Source organism: Cupriavidus sp. Agwp_2 (genome assembly GCF_040784895.1).
Taxonomy (GTDB): domain Bacteria; phylum Pseudomonadota; class Gammaproteobacteria; order Burkholderiales; family Burkholderiaceae; genus Cupriavidus.
Map to the genome: position 1 here is coordinate 2,249,254 of NZ_CP088083.1, position 18,324 is coordinate 2,267,577.

16 protein-coding genes are annotated in these 18,324 nt (G+C 65.1%); 1 reads left to right on the forward strand and 15 read right to left on the reverse strand.

Annotated elements, in window-relative coordinates; translation table 11 throughout:
• Window positions 1-2: 2 nt before the first annotated feature.
• Window positions 3-869, reverse strand: coding sequence for an SMC-Scp complex subunit ScpB (gene scpB, locus LPA45_RS10570; protein ID WP_317921195.1), 867 nt, complete (start codon window positions 867-869; stop codon window positions 3-5).
• 550 nt (window positions 870-1,419) lie between these two features.
• Window positions 1,420-2,178 (reverse strand): sulfite exporter TauE/SafE family protein, encoded by a 759-nt coding sequence (locus tag LPA45_RS10575; protein ID WP_317921196.1) that lies wholly within the window; start codon window positions 2,176-2,178, stop codon window positions 1,420-1,422.
• Window positions 2,179-2,255: 77 nt separating this feature from the next.
• Between LPA45_RS10575 and fnr the strand changes: the two genes are divergently transcribed.
• Window positions 2,256-2,981 carry a fumarate/nitrate reduction transcriptional regulator Fnr gene (fnr, locus tag LPA45_RS10580; RefSeq protein ID WP_116320435.1) on the forward strand — a complete coding sequence of 242 codons (726 nt, stop codon included), beginning with the start codon at window positions 2,256-2,258 and terminating at the stop codon, window positions 2,979-2,981.
• 71 nt (window positions 2,982-3,052) lie between these two features.
• Here the strand turns inward: fnr and LPA45_RS10585 are convergent, their stop codons facing one another.
• The 13 genes from LPA45_RS10585 to LPA45_RS10645 all read right to left on the reverse strand — a co-directional run bounded on the left by LPA45_RS10585 (window position 3,053) and on the right by LPA45_RS10645 (window position 18,209).
• Complete coding sequence (locus LPA45_RS10585; protein ID WP_029046193.1) at window positions 3,053-3,298, reverse strand: hypothetical protein; 246 nt, start codon at window positions 3,296-3,298, stop codon at window positions 3,053-3,055.
• The gene (locus tag LPA45_RS10590; protein WP_116320547.1) at window positions 3,295-3,504 is read right to left on the reverse strand and encodes a FixH family protein; all 210 of its coding nucleotides are present in this window, start codon (window positions 3,502-3,504) and stop codon (window positions 3,295-3,297) included. Before LPA45_RS10590 ends, LPA45_RS10585 begins: the two co-directional genes overlap by 4 nt.
• A gap of 35 nt (window positions 3,505-3,539) precedes the next feature.
• Window positions 3,540-5,012 (reverse strand): cytochrome c oxidase accessory protein CcoG, encoded by a 1,473-nt coding sequence (gene ccoG / locus LPA45_RS10595; protein ID WP_317921198.1) that lies wholly within the window; start codon window positions 5,010-5,012, stop codon window positions 3,540-3,542.
• Between the two features lie 49 nt (window positions 5,013-5,061).
• Window positions 5,062-5,979 carry a cytochrome-c oxidase, cbb3-type subunit III gene (gene ccoP / locus LPA45_RS10600; protein ID WP_317921199.1) on the reverse strand — a complete coding sequence of 306 codons (918 nt, stop codon included), beginning with the start codon at window positions 5,977-5,979 and terminating at the stop codon, window positions 5,062-5,064.
• A 2-nt stretch (window positions 5,980-5,981) separates the two neighbouring features.
• On the reverse strand, window positions 5,982-6,149 hold the full coding sequence (locus tag LPA45_RS10605) for a CcoQ/FixQ family Cbb3-type cytochrome c oxidase assembly chaperone (protein ID WP_317921200.1): 168 nt from the start codon (window positions 6,147-6,149) through the stop codon (window positions 5,982-5,984).
• Between the two features lie 3 nt (window positions 6,150-6,152).
• Window positions 6,153-6,848 (reverse strand): cytochrome-c oxidase, cbb3-type subunit II, encoded by a 696-nt coding sequence (gene ccoO, locus LPA45_RS10610; protein WP_116320431.1) that lies wholly within the window; start codon window positions 6,846-6,848, stop codon window positions 6,153-6,155.
• 18 nt (window positions 6,849-6,866) lie between these two features.
• The gene (ccoN, locus tag LPA45_RS10615) at window positions 6,867-8,315 is read right to left on the reverse strand and encodes a cytochrome-c oxidase, cbb3-type subunit I (protein WP_116320430.1); all 1,449 of its coding nucleotides are present in this window, start codon (window positions 8,313-8,315) and stop codon (window positions 6,867-6,869) included.
• 164 nt (window positions 8,316-8,479) lie between these two features.
• Complete coding sequence (ccoS, locus tag LPA45_RS10620; RefSeq protein WP_063238066.1) at window positions 8,480-8,626, reverse strand: cbb3-type cytochrome oxidase assembly protein CcoS; 147 nt, start codon at window positions 8,624-8,626, stop codon at window positions 8,480-8,482.
• 7 nt (window positions 8,627-8,633) lie between these two features.
• Entirely contained in the window at window positions 8,634-11,183 is a 2,550-nt protein-coding gene (locus tag LPA45_RS10625; protein ID WP_317921202.1) for a heavy metal translocating P-type ATPase, read from the reverse strand.
• A gap of 115 nt (window positions 11,184-11,298) precedes the next feature.
• Window positions 11,299-12,396, reverse strand: a complete 1,098-nt coding sequence (gene zapE, locus LPA45_RS10630; protein ID WP_116320427.1) for a cell division protein ZapE — start codon at window positions 12,394-12,396, stop codon at window positions 11,299-11,301.
• Between the two features lie 89 nt (window positions 12,397-12,485).
• On the reverse strand, window positions 12,486-13,910 hold the full coding sequence (gene lpdA / locus LPA45_RS10635; protein ID WP_116320426.1) for a dihydrolipoyl dehydrogenase: 1,425 nt from the start codon (window positions 13,908-13,910) through the stop codon (window positions 12,486-12,488).
• A gap of 105 nt (window positions 13,911-14,015) precedes the next feature.
• Window positions 14,016-15,269 carry a 2-oxoglutarate dehydrogenase complex dihydrolipoyllysine-residue succinyltransferase gene (odhB, locus tag LPA45_RS10640; protein ID WP_116320425.1) on the reverse strand — a complete coding sequence of 418 codons (1,254 nt, stop codon included), beginning with the start codon at window positions 15,267-15,269 and terminating at the stop codon, window positions 14,016-14,018.
• A gap of 87 nt (window positions 15,270-15,356) precedes the next feature.
• The gene (locus tag LPA45_RS10645) at window positions 15,357-18,209 is read right to left on the reverse strand and encodes a 2-oxoglutarate dehydrogenase E1 component (protein WP_116320424.1); all 2,853 of its coding nucleotides are present in this window, start codon (window positions 18,207-18,209) and stop codon (window positions 15,357-15,359) included.
• Between the last annotated feature and the right edge of the window lie 115 nt (window positions 18,210-18,324).

Sequence of the window (18,324 nt, forward strand, 5' to 3'; positions counted from 1 at the left end):
GTTCAGTTCGGCACGCGCTCGTCGTGCTCGCTCGGGTGCGGCGGGGCGCTGTCTTCCAACAGCTCTCCCCGCGCCCCGTCCGGATCGGATTCGGCCGGGTCGGCAGGTTCGTTCGGTTCGCCTTCGGCGCCCATTTCCTCAGCCCCATGCTGGTGCGGCTGCAGGTCGAATCCGTTGGCGATTTCGCCGTTTGTGGATGCCTGGCCGGCGTCCGTGACTTCGGGCTCGCCGGCGGCGGATGCTTCGCCCCCCGCCGGCTCGGCAAACGCCTCTTCATCGGCGCTACCGGGCTTGCCTGCCGCCAGCGCCTCGAAATCGATGGCCTGCTGATCCAGCAGCGTTGCCTGCGCCTGCGCCTGGGCATCTTCAAGCGGCGGCAACTCGTCCAGCGTGCGCAGCCCGAGGTCGTCCAGGAAGGCCTTGGTGGTGGCATACAGGGCCGGCCGGCCCGGCACGTCGCGGTGGCCGATCACCTCGATCCAGCTACGGTCTTCCAGCTTCTTAATGACTTCCGTACTAACCGTCACGCCGCGGATTTCCTCGATATCGCCGCGCGTCACCGGCTGGCGATAAGCGATGATCGCCAGCGTCTCCATCACGGCGCGCGAATATTTCGGCGGCTTTTCAGGATTCAGGCGGTCGAGGTATTCGCGCATTTCGGGGCGGCTCTGGAAGCGCCAGCCGCTGGCCAGCGACACTAGCTCCACGCCGCGCGGGCGCCAGTCCTGGCGCAACTCCTCCAGCAGCACGCGGACGGTGTCCGCGCCGACATCGTCGGCGAACAGCCGTCGCAGATCATTGACGCGCAAAGGTTCCTGCGCGCAGATCAGCGCCGTCTCGAGGACGATCTTCGCCTCTTGGGTATTCATGTTGATGGTGTGCAGCCTGTCTTTGCACCTGCTCCCGGACGGATCCGGGGCACCGGAGATTTTGGATACAGCGACGCCAATGCCATCGCCATCTCATTGCGCAGCTCACCCGGATACCTGCTGCATCCAAGCCGTGCACTTCCATTCTTTGCATCGAGTTGCCGGGTCACTCCGGCAGGAGATCGTTCGCATGCCGCCATGGGCCGGTCAGCGAACCTCTTGCGTGGCACATCCGAAAACCGGACGCTGCTGTCGGCGAACTGAACGCCTCGGACGCAAGAAAAACGGGTATCGGGAGCAAGGCCGGCATCTCCAACACCGCAGTGCCAGCCGGGCTTTGATCTTTTGAACCGGATGGACCGCGGGCCGGGCCGGGCATCGAACCACCAACGCTTCCCGCCGCCGTGGGCGTGCCTTCTGGTAGGAAGGCCGCTTGGCGCTGCTCGCCGTTGCTTACAAAACACCGCGCGATACCGCAATGTTGGCGATTGTATGGCATTCCCGCCCTTGCCCGCAACCATCATTCGCTGCGCCGCGCGCCCCATGCGCCTCAAAAGACCAGGCAGAAACCCTGCTCTGCCAGCGAATGTGGCAGCAACACCGCGCGCGCCAGGCCAAGGGCCCCGAACGCCATGACCGCCACGCCCGCGCCCACCCGCACCGCGCGCTGCCGCGACAGGCTGCGCAGGTAGCCGGACAGCCCCGACAGCACCATCAGGTTGGGCAGCGTGCCGACGCCGAACACGCCCATCACCAGTGCGCCGGAACCGGCATTGCCGGCGAGCAGCGCAAGCGTCAGCGCACCATAGACCATGCCGCACGGCACCAGCCCCCAGGCCAGTCCAACCCCGTAGCGCCTGGCAAGGCCCCCATGCGCACGCACGAACGCGGGCATGTTGCCGCCTAGCCGGCCCAACTGCCGCGCCACGCCACTGCCAGCCCGCGCCGCCAGCCGCTCCAGCCATGCCACGGTAAAGGCATTGCCGCGCAGCAGGCGCCAGCCCGACCACAGCAGCATCGCGCTGCCGGCACCGAACAGCCAGCGCTGCAACGGCAGGTAATCCTGCTTCCACGCGCCGGCGCCGATCGCGCCCAGTAGCGCGCCTAGCATCATGTAGGTCGAAATCCTGCCCAGGTGCATTGCCAGCAACTCGCCGACCCAGGCAGCACGGCTGCGCACGAAGGTCATGGCCGCAACGCTGCCACGTGGTTGTTCGACTGCCAGCGCGATGCCGCCACACATTGCTGCACAGTGCACGCCGCCCAGCAATGCCAGCATAAAAACGCTAATTAGCACACCAAATGTCAAATCTGGCTCCCTGCCGCATCACATCGCACGGTAAAATGTCCTGATCGCGCCCTCGCATCCAATCTTGCAGGTTCCAATTGCTTACCTCCATTCCAATCACCGAAATGTCGCCCCGTTGCTCCACATGCGCGATGGGGCAACTGTGCCTTCCGGTTGGCATGTCCCAGCAAGACCTTACCAAGATGGACACGCTGGTGCAGGAACGCATCCGGGTCCATAAGGGTGAGACCTTGTATCGCATGGGCGATCCCCTCACCGCGGTTTATGCCGTTCGCTTCGGCACGCTCAAGACGCACGTCACGACCGAAGACGGCCGTTCACAGATTACCGGTTTCCATCTGCCAGGCGAGATCGTCGGACTCGACGGCCTGGGGGAAATGCAGCATGCCTCTGACGCGACCGCGCTGGAAGATACCGAAGTCTGCGTAGTCCGCCTTGGTGACCTCCAGACCCTGTCCGCAGACCTGCCTTCGCTGCAGCACCAGTTCCTGCGGCTGATGGGCAAGGAAATCACGCACGACCAGCTGATGCTGGTGACACTCGGCTCGATGCGCGCCGAAGAGCGCCTGGCCGCGTTCCTGATCAACCTGTCGGAGCGCCTTTCGGCACGCGGGTACTCGTCGACCGAATTCGTGATGCGCATGAGCCGCGAGGAAATCGGCAGCTACCTGGGCCTGAAACTGGAAACCGTCAGCCGCCTGTTCTCGCGCTTCGCTGAAGCCGGCCTGATTCAGATTCGCCAGCGCCACGTGAAGCTGGTGGATCTCGCCGGCATCAAGCAGCTCTACAGCCGCAGCTGCTGACCCTTTCCCACACCACACCACACCACACCGCATTGCGCTTGCGCCGCACAGGGCGGCGCAAGCATCCCCCTTCACTCCAGCTCGTCGGTATCGCTAAGTCGCGTCGGCATCGTGTACAGCGTCAGCCCGCTGGACAGCGCGCAGAATATCCACGCCAGCAGGAAGCTCATCGTATAGATCGATTCGCGCGACGCCTCGATCGGATGCCCGAAGAACTTCAGGTCGCCGGGATCCACGACCGAGAACACCGTCGCGGTGGCGAAGCCCGCCATCAGGAACCCCGGCCACAAGACCCACATCAGCCAGCGCAACCTCATGGCTGCCTCGCTGCGCTCGGCTGAGGCCGCACTGCCTCCGCCTTCTCGACCACCAGTCCATGACGCGCCGCGCCCTGCACCGGCATGTCAGGATGCGACGACGCAAGCCAGATGGTGACGCCGCACGCCACCATCGCGACCAGCGGGCCGCTCATCAACAGCCACGGCCACGGCTCTTTCCACCACGGATTGCCTTGCTGATTCATCATGCCCCCTTAAGTTCTGCACCGAGCGCCTGGCGTCACAGGTCGCGCGGCACGATAAAGCTGGTGGTTTGCCGGATCTCGGCGCTGCCCCGCTCAGTTGCTTCGCTGGTCACCGTCACGCTGATCTTGTGCGTGCCTTGCGCGGCGTATTCGATCGGCACGCGTATGCGGATCGGCAACAGCCGGTTCGACGTCGGCGCCAGCGACTCGGCCTGCTTGTCGTATTCGACCGTCAGGTTTTTCAACTCGTCGCTGTCGGCTCGCACGCTGATGTGCATCGGCCCTTCAGTCGTGTTGATCAGCTGCAGGCGATAGACGTTCTCGATCCAGCGGCCCTCGACTTCCCGGCCCAACGCGCCGCGGTCGCGGATGATGTCCACCTTCAGCGGCGTGCGCAGCGCGATCGAAGCGACGAAGCCCGCAAGCAGCGCAACCCACACCACCGAATAGATGATGACACGCGGGCGCATCAAGCGCTTGCGCGACGCTGCCGCCGACAGCGCCTTGCGCATGGCATTTTCCGACGTGTACCGGATCAGGCCGCGCGGATAGGACATCTTGTCCATGACCTGGTTGCAGGCGTCGATGCAGGCACCGCAGCCGATGCATTCATACTGCAGGCCGTCGCGGATGTCGATGCCGGTCGGGCACACCTGGACGCAAATGCTGCAGTTGACGCAATCGCCCAGGCCCGCCTGGCGATGATCGGTCTTGCGCGAACGGCTGCCACGCGGCTCGCCCCGGCCGATGTCGTAGGTAACGACATAGGTGTCGCGGTCGACCATCACGCTCTGGAAACGCGCGTACGGGCACATGTACTTGCATACCTGCTCGCGCATGAAGCCCGCGTTGCCCCAGGTGGCAAACGCGTAGAACAGCATCCAGAACGTCTGCCACGGGCCCAGCGACAAACTCGCCAGCTCGCCGCCAAGTTCACGAATCGGCGCGAAGTAGCCGATGAAGGTGAACCCAGTCCACAGGGCGATCAGTACCCACAGGAAGTGCTTGGTGGCCTTGAGGCGCAGCTTGCGCAGGCTCCAGGGATCGCCATCCAGGCGGATGCGCGCGATCCGGTCGCCCTCGATCCGCCGCTCGATCCACATGAATATCTCGGTATAGACCGTCTGTGGACAGGCATAGCCGCAAAACAGCCGCCCGGCAATTGCCGTGAACAAGAACAGCGCCAGCGCCGAAATGACCAGCAGCACGGCGAGGTAGATGACATCCTGCGGCCACAGCACCAGCCCGAAGATATAGAACTTGCGTTCGCCAAGGTCGAACAGCACGGCCTGGCGTCCGTTCCACTGGAGCCAGGGCGTGCCGTAGTAAATCAGCTGGGTGAAGAGGACCAGCCAGACGCGCCAACTGGAGAATGCGCCCGTGACCGAGCGCGGATAGATCTTGCGGCGGACCTCGTACAGTGTTTCATCCGAGGTCTCGGCAGGCGCAGCGGCCGACCGCTGGGGGTCGGCCGCCCGGGCCACTTCTTCGGTCCCGGGTGCGTTCATGGATGGTTTCTCCTGCGGGCGGCCCGCGCCCGCGCAGATGAGTCGCCTGTCATTGGCCGGCACCCCCGCCGGTATTGGACAGGCCCCAGACATAAGCCGTCAGCATGCGGATCCGCTCTGGCGTCAGGATCTCTTCATGTGCCGGCATATGGTTGTTATGCCCCTTCAGGATGGCATCGACGATGCTGGCTTCCGAACTGCCATACAGCCACACGTTGTCGGAGAGGTTCGGCGCACCCAATGCCTGGTTGCCCTTGCCGCCGGCACCGTGGCAAGCCGCGCAGGTCGACTTGAAGGTGCTCTCGCCACGCGAGGCGCGGATGGGGTCCGATGAAAGTCCCGACAGCGCGCGGACATACTGTGCCACGTCGCCAGCCAGCTTGCCGTCGATGGTGGATGCGAACGGCGGCATCACACCATTCCGGCCCTTGGAAATTGTCTGCTGGATGGTTTCGGGTTCGCCGCCATACAGCCAGTCACCGTCGGTCAGGTTGGGGAACCCGCGGCTGCCGCGCGCATCCGAACCATGACATTGCGCGCAGTAGTTAAGGAAAAGACGCTGGCCGATCTCGCGCGCCTGCGGATCGCCCGCCACCTGCTTGACGTCCATCTTCAGGTACTTGGCGTAGATCTCGTTCTGCATCTTCTCCTGCGCGGCACGGTGCGCCGCCAGTTCGTCTTGCGTCGAGAACTTCAGCACGCCGGCGTAGGAACCCAGGCCCGGATACAACACCAGGTAGACCAGCCCGAAGATGCAGGTCAGCAGGAACATCCACATCCACCATCGCGGCAGCGGGTTATTCAGTTCGCGCAGGTCGCCGTCCCAAACGTGGCCGGTGTCGCCGCCAGCGTTGGCGGTCTTGGTGATCTTGCGTTGCGAGAACAGCAGCCAGACACACCAGACGATGCCCACGAGCGCAATCGCGGCAATGTAGTAACTCCAGTAATCGGAAAAGAAATCGCTCATGGCTAGGTGTTCCGGCTCGATGTTGTCGTGGTTTCGTCAGGCAGCGCGAACGGCAGCATGGCGGATTCCCGATTGGCGTTCTGCCGGCCGGCCGACCAGGCCCACCAGCAAATCCCGAGGAAGACGACCATCGACACGACGGTCGCAATTGCGGTGATCATGGCTGCCATGGCTTACTCCTTGGCCGGTGCGGCCGCTTCCGCGGCGGGTGCCGCCGGCGTAGCCGTTGCAGCAGTGTCCACGCGCACGTTGCGGCGGTTGGTGCCCAGCGCCTGGAGATAAGCCACCAGCGCATCTTCCTCGGTCTTGCCCTTGAGTTCGTCCGGCGCCTTGGCGATATCGGCGTCGGTGTATGGCACCCCAAGCCTTACCAGTGCCCGCATGCGAGCCTGGATATCGTTGGTCGGCAATGCAGCCTTCTCCAGCCACGGGTAGGAAGGCATCACCGACTCGGGCACCACGTCGCGCGGATTGCGCAAGTGGATACGCTGCCAGTCGTCCGAATAGCGGCCGCCGACGCGCGCCAGGTCGGGGCCGGTACGCTTCGAGCCCCACAGGAACGGGTGGTCGTAGACCGACTCGCCCGCGGTCGAGAAGTGGCCGTAGCGCTCGGTTTCGGCCTGCAGCGTACGCACCTGCTGCGAGTGGCAGCCGACGCAGCCTTCACGGATGTAGACATCGCGGCCCATCAGCCGCAGCGGCGAATACGGCGTGATACCCGGATCCGGCTTGGTGGTGGAGTGCTGGAAGAACAGCGGCACGATCTGCACCAGACCCGCGATGCTGACCACGAGGATCGTGCAGATGATCAGCCAGCCGATGTTCTTCTCCAGCGTTTCGTGGGAAAAGAATCTTTGTTTTTCCGACATCTTTCTATCCTGGAATGATCAGTGTGCGGAGGCAGGGATGCTGGCCGGGATCGGCGCATCCACGGCACGCTTGCCGACGATGGTCTTGGCGACGTTGTAGGCCATCAGCAGCATGCCGGACAGGAAGCAGATGCCACCCAGCAGACGGATCAGGTAGAACGGATACTTGGCCTTGACCGCCTCGACGAAGGCATAGGTCAGCGTGCCGTCGGGTTGCGTGGCGCGCCACATCAGACCTTCCATCACGCCGGCGATCCACATCGAGGCGATATACAGCACCACGCCGATGGTCGCGATCCAGAAGTGCCATTCGATCAGGCGCACGCTGTACATCTGCTTCTCGCCGAACAGTCGCGGGATCAGGTAATAGAGGGAACCGATGGAGATCATCGCGACCCAGCCCAGCGCGCCGGAGTGCACGTGGCCAATGGTCCAGTCGGTGTAGTGCGACAGCGCGTTGACGGTCTTGATCGACATCATCGAGCCTTCGAACGTGGCCATGCCGTAGAACGACAGCGCCACCACCAGGAACTTCAGGATCGGATCGGTGCGCAGCTTGTGCCAGGCGCCCGACAGGGTCATGATGCCGTTGATCATCCCACCCCACGAAGGCGCCAGCAGGATCAGCGAGAACACCATGCCGAGCGACTGCGCCCAGTCCGGCAGCGCGGTGTACTGCAGGTGGTGCGGGCCGGCCCACATGTAGGTGAAGTTGAGCGCCCAGAAGTGAACGATGGACAGGCGGTAGGAATAGATCGGACGCTCGGCCTGCTTGGGAATGAAGTAGTACATCATCCCCAGGAAGCTGGTGGTCAGGAAGAAGCCCACCGCGTTATGGCCGTACCACCACTGGATCATCGCATCCTGCACGCCGGCATAGGCCGAGTAGGACTTCCACAGCGACACCGGCATCTCGATATTGTTGACGATGTGCAGCAGCGCGATGGTCAGGATGTAGGCACCGAAGAACCAGTTGGCGACGTAGATATGCCGCGTCTTGCGCTTGACGATGGTGCCGAAGAACACGACCGCGTAGGCCACCCAGACCGCGGTGATCAACAGGTCGATCGGCCACTCGAGCTCGGCGTATTCCTTCGACGAGGTGATGCCCAGCGGCAGCGTGATGGCCGCGGCGACGATGACCAGTTGCCAGCCCCAGAACGTGAACGCAGCCAGCGGGCCGCAGAACAGGCGAGCCTGGCAGGTCCGCTGGACCACGTAGTACGAGGTCGCGAACAGCGCGCTGCCGCCGAAGGCGAAGATCACCGCATTGGTATGCAGCGGCCGCAGGCGGCCGAACGACAGCCAGGGCGTGTTGAAATTAAGTTCAGGCCAGATCAGCTGTGCTGCCAGCAGCACGCCGACGGCCATGCCGACGATCCCCCAGACTACCGTCATGACAGCGAACTGTCTTACGACGCCGTAATTGAAGGTGTCGACGCGTGAAGACGCGGCAGTGACATCCATTCAGACCCCCAAAGCTTAGAGAAGAGAAAAAACCTACTGACGTTGTGACTTTAGAAAAACCCCAGCTTCGGTGCGTTGATCTTTATCAAGTCGCTCAAGACCGGCAATGAACCTCGTGGCGCGGCGCCGGTCCGAAGCCCACGGCGTGCCAGGACATGCGTGCATCAAGGCTTGTCGTTGTCCAGCAGGATCGATTCCGCGGGCCGGTCAAGGTCGTCGTACTGTCCCGCATGCAGCGCCCACCACAGCGCGGCCGCAATCACGACGACCAGCACCAGGCTCATCGGCACAAGCAGGTAAAGCGTTTCCATGAAGCTCCTAGGCTGACTTGCGGCCGGCGCTCAGCAAACGCCAGGCATTGGCCACCACCAGCAGCGACGACAGCGACATGCCGATGCCGGCCATCCACGCCGTCACCAGCCCGGTCGCCGCCAGCGGGATTGCCACAACGTTGTAGAGGAAGGACCAGCCCAGGTTCTGCCGCACCACGCGCCGCGCCTTGCGCGACACCGCCAGCGCGGTCGCGATCTCGTCGATGCCGCCGTGCGTGAGCACGGCGTCCGCGCCGGCCTGGGCCAGCGGCGCGCCGCTGCCGATCGCGATCGAGACCTGCGCCTGCGCCAGCACCGGGGCGTCGTTGATGCCGTCGCCCACGGCCAGCACCACCGCCCCGCCCTGCTGCAGCCGCGCGACGTAGTCGCGCTTGCCTTCGGGAGTGACCTCGCCGGCGACGTGGGCGATGCCGAAGTGCTTTGCCCACCAGTGCACGGCCGCGGCGTTGTCGCCGGAGACGAGGTGGTAGCGCACGCCCAGCTCACCGAGCCGCGCCAGCAGCGCGGACGTCTGCGCGCGCTCGACATCGGCCAGCATGAAGCTCGCGAGCACGCCGTCCCGTGCTGCCAGCCACACGACCGTGGCACCGGGATGGGTCGGGTCCGCAACCGCCGGCTCCAGCACGGGGGTGTCGCGGGCAACGAGGCCGCGCGCGAAATCCAGCCGGCCGAGCCGCAGGCGGCGCCCATCGACCGTGGCCTCAAGGCCCTGCCCGGGCACGTTGCGGATCCCGGTGACCGTCCCCGCATGGCCCCCGCCGTCAGGCGCCGCCGCGAGCAGCGCGCGTGCGATGGGGTGCTCGCCGCCGCGTTCCATCGCCGCGGCCAGTGCGAGGCATTGCGATGCGCTCAGGTCGGCCTGCGGCCGCACCGCGGCCACGGCAAAACGCCCTTCTGTCAGCGTGCCGGTCTTGTCCAGCACCACGTCGGTCACGCGCGCCAGGGTCTCGAGTGCGTGGCCGCGCGTCAGCAGCACGCCGCGCCGCGACAGCGCGGCGCCCGCGGCGGCCAGCGCGGCCGGGGTGGCCAGCGACAGCGCGCACGGGCAGCTGACCACCAGCACCGCGATCGTCACCAGCAGCGCGCGTGATGGATCGATCCACAGCCCCCACACCAGCCCGGTCAGCGCCGCAAGCACCAGCAGCGTCGCCACGAACCAGCCGGCGACGCGGTCGGCCAGCGTGGCCAGGCGAGGCTTCTCGGCCAGCGCGCGATCGAGCACCGCGACGATCTCGGCCAGGCGGGTTCCGGCACCCACGCGCGACACGCGCAGCTCCAGCGGGCTGGCGGTATTGAAACAGCCGGCCAGCACGCTGTCGCCGGCACTGCGGCGCACCGGCCGGCTTTCGCCGGTCAGCATGGACTCGTCCAGTTCGCTGGCGCCGGCGACGACGGTGCCGTCGGCGGGAACGATCTCGCCCGCCTTCACCCGGATCAGGTCGCCCTGGCGCAAACGTGCCACCGGGATGCGTTCACCCGTGGCCCCTACTCCGCCAAGGCGCTCGCAGGTGGCGGGCAGCTGGCGGGCGAGCATCTCGGCGCCGCTGCGCGATGCCTGGCGCACGCGCAGTTCGAGGTAGCGGGCAAGCAGCAGGAAGGCGACAAACATCGTCACCGAATCGAAATAGACCTCGCCGATGCCGCGCACGGTGGCCAGCGCGCTGGCGAGAAACCCGGCGCCGATGCCGATGGCGACCGGTACGTCCATGCCCATATGGCGCTGGCGCAGGCTGCGCCAGGCGCCGGCAAAGATCGGCGATGCGGAATAGAAGACCACCGGCAACGTCAGCGCAAAGCTGGCCCAGCGCATCAGCTGCAGCTGGCCGGGGTCGATGGTGGCCTCGTGGGTGTAGATGGGCCACGCGTACATCATCACCTGCATCATGCCGAGCATGGCCACGGCCATGCGCATCAGCAGGCCGCGGCGCGCGCGGCGGTCCTGCTGGTCGCTGCGCGAGACCTCGAACGGCCATGCCATGTAGCCAATGCCGGCGAGTGCCGCCAGCAGCCCGGCCACGGACTGCGTGCCTTCGCGCCAGCGCACCACCACGCGGCGGGTGGCGACATTGGCAACCGCGGACTCCACGCCAGGCTGGCGCGTCAGGTGCTGCTCGATCAGCCAGGCGCAGGCGGCACAGCGGATGTTTTCTGGCGCCAGCGTGATTTCGGCGCGGCCGTTGTCGAGCGGGCGCACGAACTGGCTGCGCAATTCGGGGGTGTCGTAGGCGGCCCAGACCGGCTCGGCCTCGCGCCGCGCCGCGTCGTCGATCGGGCGGGCAAAGCGGGCCTCGTCGCCGTAGAGATGGGCAAAGCCGGCGGCATGGAGGGTCTGCGCCAGCGCCTGGCAGCCGCCGCAGCAGAAGATCCTGCGCGCGCCGTCCAGTTCGGCGGCCAGCGGTTCGGCCTGCGTGACCGGCAGGCCGCAATGGAAACACGCGAGCCGCGCCCCGGCTGCGGCCGCGTTGACGCCAGGCGACGCGGACGTTGCATGCGAGGCCAGCAGGCTGGCGGAAGGAATGGTGACTGGGGACGACATGGGGACCTTTTTCTACCCACTGCAGGGTATAGGGCGGTCCCGGCATCGACCTTGATATAGGTCAATGCGGCCCGGCTATCGTCGCGCCGGGCCGAAATACAACACTCGGCAACCCTCAGGTGAGCGACGTGTCCATGGTGCGGCGCTCGGATTCCAGGTACTCGCGCGACTGCATCTCGATGATGCGTGACACGGTCCGGTGGAATTCGTTGGCCATCTGCCCCTCTGTGTAGAGTTCGTCAGCCGGCACTTCCGCCGACATCAGCAGCTTGACCTTGTGGTCGTAGAAGACGTCGATCAGCCAGGTAAAGCGCCGTGCTTCCGACGACATGCGCGGCGTCATGCGCGGCACGTCGGACAGGATCACGGTATGGAACTGCGAAGCCAGCTCCAGGTAATCGTTCTGCGAGCGCGGCCCGCCGCACAGCGTGGCGAAGTCGAACCACACCACGCCATTGGCCTTGCGCAGCGAGCGCAATTCGCGGTGCTCGATATGCAGCAGCGGGGACTCGTCGGCCACGCCGGCAATCGACGTAAAGGCATCGCGCAGCGCCGAGTTCGCCTTGGCGTCGAGCGGCGTGTGGTAGGCCTGTACCTGTTCCAGTGCGCGCTTGCGGTAGTCGATGCCGGCATCGACATTGAGCACGTCCATCTTCTGCTGGATCAGCGCGATGGCTGGCAGCACACGGTCGCGATGCAGGCCATCCGTGTAAAGCAGGTCGGGCCGGTAGTTCGAAGTCATCACGAACTGCACGCCGTTGTCGAACAGCTGCTGCAGCAGGCGGTGCAGCATCATCGCATCGGCGACGTCGCTGACGTGGAACTCATCGAAGCAGATCAGGCGGAACCGGCGCGCGATGCGCTTGGCCAGTTCGTCGAGCGGGTCCGGGCGGCCGCGCAGCTCTTCGAGCTGGCGATGGACCTCGCGCATGAATTCGTGGAAGTGTAGCCGCGTCTTGCGCACCACCGGCACGCAGGTATAGAAGCTGTCCATCAGGAAGGACTTGCCCCGCCCTACCCCGCCCCACATGTAGACGCCCTTGGGCACGTCGGGACGGACCAGCAGCTTCTTCAGCGCGTTGTTGCGGCGGCTCTTGTAGGCCACCCATTCGTCGTAGCACTGCTGCAGCCGCGCCACGGCCCGCAACTGCGCCTCGTCGGACGTGTAGCCGCGCTCCTTCAGTTCCTTCTCGTAGTACTCAGTGACGTTCATGCTGGGGGCTCACGCGGCACGCGCCGCAAGTGAAAACGGCGCGCCGCTGGTGCGGCGCGCCGGTACTCAAACAATGCGAGGCATGCGCCTTACATATTGAGCTGACGCTTGTCGACAGCCAGCGCGGCTTCGCGCATGACTTCCGACATCGACGGGTGCGGATGGCAGACGCGGCCGATATCTTCGCTGGCGGCCTTGAACTCCATTGCCACCACGGCTTCGGCGATCAGGTCCGACGCATTGGCGGCAACGATGTGCACGCCGAGGATCTCGTCGGTCTTGGCGTCGGCCAGCATCTTGACGAAGCCTTCCGGATGGCCCATGCCCAGCGCACGGCCGTTGGCCATGAACGGGAACTGGCCAGCCTTGAACTCGCGGCCTTCGGCCTTGAGCTGGGCTTCGGTCTTGCCAACCCATGCGATTTCCGGGAAGGTGTAGATCACCCACGGCACGCAGTTGTAGTCGATGTGCGGCTTCTGGCCGGCGATGCGTTCGGCCACGGCCACGCCTTCGTCTTCGGCCTTGTGCGCCAGCATCGGGCCGCGCACCACGTCGCCGATGGCCCACAGGCCCGGCACCTTGGTAGCGCAGTGGTCGTCAACCTCGATGAAGCCGCGCTGATCGGCGGCCAGGCCGACAGCGTCCAGGCCCAGGTTGTCGGTATTGGGCACGCGGCCGACCGACACGATCAGGCGATCGACTTCCAGGGTCTGGGCGGCGCCATCCTTGTCGGTGTACTTGACGGTGACGCCATTCTTGCCGGTGGTCACTTCGTTCACGTTCACGCCGAGGCTGAACTTCAGGCCCTGCTTGGTCAGCTGCTTCTGGGCTTCCTTGGCCACGCCTTCGTCGGCGGCGCCCAGGAACGCGGGCAGCGCTTCCAGCACGGTCACGTCGGCACCCAGGCGGCGCCATACCGAGCCCAGCTCCAGGCCGATCACGCCGGCGCCGATCACGCCCAGCTTCTTCGGCACGGAAGGGAACTTGAGCGCGCCCTCGTTATCGCTGACGAGGTCGTTGTCGACCGTGATACCCGGCAGGTGGCGAGCCTTCGAACCGGTGGCGATGATGACCTGCTTGGCGGTCACGACCTCACCGGCGACCTCGACCTGGAAGCCCTCGGCGGTTTTGCCGACGAACTTGCCGTAGCCCTTGAGCAGCGTCACCTTGTTCTTGCGGAACAGGAACTCGATGCCCTTGGTCATCTTGCCAACGACATCGTCCTTGCGCTTGAGCATCTTGGACACGTCGACCTTGACGTCGCCCACGGTGATGCCGTGGTCGGCCAGGTGGTGCTGGACGTTCTCGAACTCTTCCGAGGAAGCCAGCAGTGCCTTGGAGGGGATGCAGCCCACGTTCAGGCAGGTGCCGCCCAGGCGCGGTTCGTTCTTGGGATCGTCGTAGGCGTTGCCTTCGCAGCAGGCCACGTTCAGGCCGAGCTGGCCGGCGCGGATCGCGGCGATATAGCCGCCGGGGCCGGCGCCGATCACCAGCACGTCGAATTGTTTGCTCATGGGAATTCCTTTGTGGCGCCGGCGGCGTGTGCCGGCGCGCGATCAACACTGGAGATGCGCACCGCGCGCGTCGGCGTTGACCGACGCGCGCGCGGGGACCGTCGATTACAGGTCCAGCAGCAGGCGGGCCGGATCTTCCAGCGCGTCCTTCATGGCGACCAGGCCCAGCACGGCTTCGCGGCCGTCGATGATGCGGTGGTCATAGGACATCGCCAGGTAGTTCATCGGGCGGATCACGATCTGGCCGTCTTCCACCACCGGGCGATCCTTGGTGGCGTGCACGCCCAGGATGGCCGATTGCGGCGGGTTGATGATCGGGGTCGACAGCATCGAGCCGAACACGCCACCGTTGGAGATCGAGAAGGTGCCGCCGCTCAGTTCTTCCAGCGACAGCTTGCCGTCACGGGCCTTCACGCCGAATTCAGCGATCTTCTTTTCGATGTCAGCCAGGCTCATCTGGTCGGCATTGCGCAGGATGGGCACCACCAGGCCGCGCGGCGAGCCCACGGCGATACCGATGTCGAAGTAGCCGTGGTAGACGATGTCGTTGCCGTCGATCGAGGCGTTGATCAGCGGGAACTTCTTCAGCGCGTGCACCGCTGCCTTGACGAAGAACGACATGAAGCCCAGCTTCACGCCGTGTTCCTTCTCGAAGCGGTCCTTGTACTTGTTGCGCAGGTCCATCACCGGCTTCATGTTGACTTCATTGAAGGTGGTGAGGATGGCGTTGGTCGCTTGCGATTGCAGCAGGCGCTCGGCGATACGGGCGCGCAGGCGGCTCATCGGCACGCGCTCTTCCGGACGGTCGCCCAATGCGGCGAAGTCGACCGGAGCGGAAACCTGCTGCAGGGCCGGCTTGGCCGCGGCCGGAGCCGGGGCAGCCTTGGCGGCAGGTGCGGGAGCAGCGGCGGCGCCCAGCACGTCGCCCTTGGTGATGCGGCCGTCCTTGCCGGTGCCGGCAACCTGGCCAGCCGACAGGCCGGCTTCGGCCATCAGCTTGGCAGCCGACGGCATGGCCACGGCGCCAGCGGCGGCCGGGGCAGCTGCAGCGGCCGGTGCCGGGGCGGCAGCAGCGGGAGCCGGGGCGGCGGCTGCGGGGGCAGCGGCGCCGGCGGTGGCATCGGTGTCGATCCTGGCGATGATTTCGTCGGCCACGACGGTGTCGCCATCGTTCTTGACGATAATCGACAGGACACCAGCCGACGGGGCCGGCACTTCCAGCACGACCTTGTCGGTCTCGATCTCGATCAGGATTTCGTCCTGAGCAACGGCTTCGCCCGGTTTCTTCTTCCAGTTGAGCATGGTCGCTTCGGCGACCGACTCGGACAGCTGCGGAACCTTGACGTCAACAATAGCCATGGTTGTGAATTCCTCGTGTTATGCGTGTTGTCTTGATGCCGGCCAGCCACGGCGCACCTGCGCGCGCCACCGTGGCTGCCGCTTGATTTACTTGGTCAGAACAAAGCCCTTGAGCTTGGCGAAGGCAGCGTCCAGCAGCGCCTTCTGTTGCTCGTTGTGCTTTGCGTAGTAGCCCACCGCCGGCGAAGCCGAGGCGGGACGACCGGCATAACCGAGCTTCTGGCCATCCGTCATGTTTTCCATGATGTAGTGCTGCACGAAGAACCAGGCGCCCTGGTTCTGCGGCTCGTCCTGGCACCACACGATTTCGGTGGCGTTCGGATACTTCTTCAGCTCCGCGGCAACAGCCTTGTGCGGGAACGGGTACAGCTGTTCCAGGCGGATGATCGCGGCATCGTTGGCCTCGCGTTCCTTGCGCGTGTTGACCAGGTCGTAGTAGACCTTGCCCGAGCACATGATGACGCGCTTGACCTTGCTGGCGTTCAGTTCTTCCTGGTCGGCGATCACGGTCTCGAAGTGGCCCTTGGCCAGTTCCGACAGCGACGACACGGCGTCCTTGTTACGCAGCAGCGACTTCGGCGTCATGATCACCAGCGGCTTGCGGAACAGGCGGATCATCTGGCGGCGCAGCAGGTGGAAGATCTGGGCCGGCGTAGTCGGCTGGCAGACCTGCATGTTGTGGTCCGCGCAAAGCTGCAGGAAACGCTCGATACGGGCCGAGCTGTGTTCCGGACCCTGGCCTTCGTAGCCGTGCGGCAGCATCAGGGTCAGGCCCGAGGCGCGGCCCCACTTCACTTCACCCGACGAGATGAACTGATCGATCACGACCTGCGCGCCGTTGACGAAGTCGCCGAACTGGGCTTCCCAGATCACCAGCGCGTTCGGTTCGGCGGCCGAGTAGCCGTATTCGAAGCCGAGCACGGCTTCTTCCGACAGCACCGAGTCGATCACCGTGAACGGTGCCTGGTTTTCCGACACGTTCTGCAGCGGCACGTAGCTGCCGGCATCCCAGCGCTCGCGGGCCTGGTCGTGCAGCACGGAGTGACGGTGGGTGAAGGTGCCGCGGCCGGCATCCTGGCCCGTGATACGCACCGGGTAGCCCGAGGACACCAGCGAAGCGAAGGCCAGGTGCTCACCCATGCCCCAGTCCAGCGGCTGGTCGCCGCGGCCCATGTTGGCGCGGTCCTTGACGACCTTCTCCACCAGCGGGTGCAACTTCAGCGTCTCAGGCGTGGTGGTGATGCGTTCAGCCAGGCGCTTCAGTTCGGTCACCGGCACGGCGGTGTCGGCGGCGTCGGTCCACTTGCGGTTCAGGAACGGCATCCAGTCCACGGCGAACTTGTTCTTGAAGTTCGACAGGACGGGGTCGGCGGTGTGCTTGCCGGCGTCCATCGCGGCGCGGTACTCCTTGACCTTCTCGTCGCCGAACTCGGCCGGGACCAGCTTCTGCGCGGCCAGCTTTTCGGCGTACACCTTGCGCGTGCCGGGGTGCTGGCTGATCTTCTTGTACATCAGCGGCTGCGTGACCGCCGGGGTGTCCTGCTCGTTGTGGCCCAGCTTGCGGAAGCAGATGATGTCGACCACGACGTCCTTGTTGAATTCCATGCGGAAATCAACGGCCAGCTGCATGGCGTACACCACGGCTTCGGGATCGTCGCCGTTCACGTGCAGCACCGGGGCCTCGATCATCTTGACCACGTCCGTGCAGTACAGCGTCGAGCGGGCGTCGCGCGGGTCGGAGGTGGTGAAGCCGATCTGGTTGTTGATGACGATGTGCATCGTGCCGCCCGTGCCGTAGCCGCGGGTCTGCGCGAGGTTCAGCGTCTCCATCACCACGCCCTGGCCGGCAAAGGCGGCGTCGCCGTGCACTTGCACCGGCAGCACTTCCTTGTGGCCGACTTCGCCGCGGCGTTCCTGGCGGGCCTTGGCCGAGCCTTCCACTACCGGGTTGACGATTTCCAGGTGCGACGGGTTGAACGCCAGCGACAGGTGAACCGGGCCGCCTTCGGTCGAGACATCGCTCGAGAAGCCCTTGTGGTACTTGACGTCACCGGCCGGCAGGTCGTCGACGTGCTTGCCTTCGAATTCGGCGAACAGGTCGGCGGGCATCTTGCCCAGGGTGTTGACCAGCACGTTCAGGCGGCCGCGGTGGGCCATGCCGATCACGATTTCCTGCACGCCCTTGGTGCCGGCGCGCTGGATCAGTTCGTCCATCGCGGCGATGAAGCTTTCGCCGCCTTCCAGCGAGAAGCGCTTCTGGCCGACGTACTTGGTGTGGAGGAAGCGCTCCAGGCCTTCGGCCGCGGTCAGGCGGTCGAGGATGTGCTTCTTCTTCTCCAGCGTGAAGACCGGCTTGGAACGCGTGGTTTCCAGGCGCTCCTGCCACCAGCGCTTTTGCGCCTGGTCGCTCACGTACATGAATTCGGCGCCGATGGTGCCGCAGTAGGTTTCGCGCAGGTTGTTCAGCAGCTCGCGCAGGCTCATCGACTCCTTGCCAAAGTACGTATTGCTGGCATTGAAGACGATGTCGAGGTCAGCTTCGGAAAAACCGTAGAACGCGGGGTCCAGATCCGGCAGGGGCGGACGCTCCTGGCGCTTGAGCGGGTCCAGGTCGGCCCAGTGCGAACCGATGTTGCGGTAGGCGGCGATCAGCTGGGTGGCAGCGACGCGCTTGCGGCCCATGTCGGAATCGGCCGAGGCAACGATGGTCTTGATGGGGCCTTGCTTGGCGCGCTCGGCGAACGAGGCAACGATGGGAGCGTGGGCGACATCCCGGCCGTTCGAGCCGTCGACGGCAGGAACGTTCTGCATGGCGTCGAAATACGAACGCCAGTTGTCGGGAACCGAGGCGGGATTCTGGAGGTAGGCTTCGTACAGTTCTTCGACATACGGGGCGTTACCGCCGAAGAGGTACGAATTGCTCTGATACTGCTGCATCATGGGACGCTCACTATTCTCCGGGTATGCCGGAGTTCAGCGGGTTATTCAACCTTCCGCGACACGGCTTGACCGGTTAGCGGATCGCAAACAACTCTTGGGAGCCCAACGGAGGAGA